Source organism: Streptomyces europaeiscabiei, from assembly GCF_001550375.1.
GTDB lineage: Bacteria > Actinomycetota > Actinomycetes > Streptomycetales > Streptomycetaceae > Streptomyces > Streptomyces europaeiscabiei.
In genome coordinates, this window is sequence record NZ_LRTR01000621.1 from 1 (window position 1) to 2,039 (window position 2,039).

The window sequence follows — 2,039 nt, forward strand, 5'->3', positions numbered from 1 at the left end:
CACCGCCCCGGACGGCGCCGTCCGCCCCGCCGACCTGGCCTGGTCCCTCGCCGCCACCCGGCCCGCACTCGAACACCGCGCCGTGGTCGTCGCCGCCGATCACGGGACACTCCTGCGCGGCCTGACCGCGCTGGCCGACGGCGCCCCCGACCCCGCCGTGGTGCGGGGCGTCGCCGACACCGACGGTGACCCGGTCTTCCTCTTCCCCGGCCACGGCCCGCAGTGGGAGGGCATGGCAGTCGAACTCCACTCCTCCGACGCCCGGTTCCGTGCCTTCTTCGACGAAGCGGCCGCCGCCGTCGAGGAGTACACCGATTTCCGCGTCCTGGACGTCCTGCGCCGCGCCCCCGGTGCGCCGCCGCTGGACCGCCTCGACGTCGTCCAGCCCGCCCTGTTCGTCACCTGCGTCGCCCTCGCCCGCCTGTGGATGGCGTGCGGAGTCCGCCCCGCCGCGGTCGCCGGGCAGAGCCTGGGCGAGGTCGCCGCCGCCCACATCGCGGGCGCCCTCACCCTTCAGGACGCCGCTCGCGTCATCGGCGTCCGCTCGCGTGAACTCATGGCCCTCGCCGGCCGCGGCGGCATGGTCGCCGTTCCGCTGCCGCTCGCCGAGGTCGAGCGGCTCATCGCCCCGTACGACGGCCGGATCTGCGTCGGCGGCGTCACCGGCCCCCGCTCCGTCACCATCGCCGGCGACACCGAGCCCCTCGCCGAGCTTCTCGCCCGCCTCACCGGCGACGGCGTCCGGGCCCGCCGCGTCCCGATGGACTACGCCTCCCACTGCCCCCAGGTCGAGGAGGTCCGCGACGCGCTGCTCACCGGATTCGCACCGGTCCGCCCGCGCCCCGCCGAGATCCCCTTCCACTCCACCGTCACCGGCGCCCGCATCGAGGACACCACCACCCTCGACGCCTCCTACTGGTACGACAACGCCCGCCGCACCGTCCGCCTCGAACCCGCCGTGCGCGCCCTCGCCGACGCCGGACACCGCGTCTTCGTCGAGGTGGGCCCGCACCCCGTGGTCACCTCGGCCGTCGGCGACATCCTCGACGACCTCGACATCACCGACGGCGTCGTCCTCGGCACCCTGCGCCGCTCCGACGGAGGCACGCAGCGGTTCCTCACCTCCGTGGCCGCCCTCGCCGTACGCGGCGGATCCCCGGACTTCGGCGCCGTCCACGACGAGCCCGCCCGCCGCGCCGACCTGCCCGTCTACGCCTTCCAACGCCGCCGCTACTGGCCGGCCTTCACCCCCGCGGAGAGCGGCGGCCCGGCCGACGCCACCGCGGACGCCCCCTTCTGGCAGGCCGTCGACTCGGGTGACGTCACCACCCTCGCCACCGCGCTGGCCCTCGACGAGGGCACCGTCGCCACACTGGCCCCCGCCCTCGCCGGCTACCGGCGGCGCAGCGAGGAACGCGGCACCGCCGACCGCTGGCGCTACCGGATCACCTGGCACCCGATCGACGACAGAACCGCCCCCGCCCTCACGGGCCGCTGGGTCCTCGCCGTCCCCGGCGGCCACGAGGACGGCCCCGAGGCGACCGCCGTACAGGCCGCCCTGACCCGCGCGGGCGCCACCTGCGTCCCCGTGGTCGTCGACGCCACGGCCGGCCGCGCCGCCCTCGCCACCGCCCTGGGCGGGGCCGCCGCGGAAGCCCGTGGCCTCGTCTCCCTCCTCGCCCGGGACGACACAACCCACCCGGCACACCCCCTGCTGCCCACCGGGTTCGCCGCCACCGTCGCCCTCGTCCAGGCGCTGGACGACCTCGACGCCCGCCTTCCGGTGTGGTTCCTCACCCGCGGCGCCGTGGCCGTCGGCGACGCCGACCCCGCGCCGGACCCCGCCCAGGCCCTCGTCCAGGGCTTCGGACGCGTCGTCGCCCTGGAACAGGCCGACCTGTGGGGAGGCCTGATCGACCTGCCCGAGCGGCTCGACGCGCGCACCGCCGACCGCGTCGTCGCGGTCCTCGCCGGAACCGACCACGAGGACCAGGTCGCCGTGCGTGCCACCGGTGCCCTCGGCCGCCGTCTGGAGCGCG

General features: G+C 76.9%; 1 protein-coding gene. It reads left to right on the forward strand.

The genetic code is table 11. The features are described 5' to 3' along the window. Positions 1-2,039: acyltransferase domain-containing protein (locus AWZ10_RS30420; RefSeq protein ID WP_159058389.1), on the forward strand; the 2,039-nt coding region annotated here is incomplete at both ends.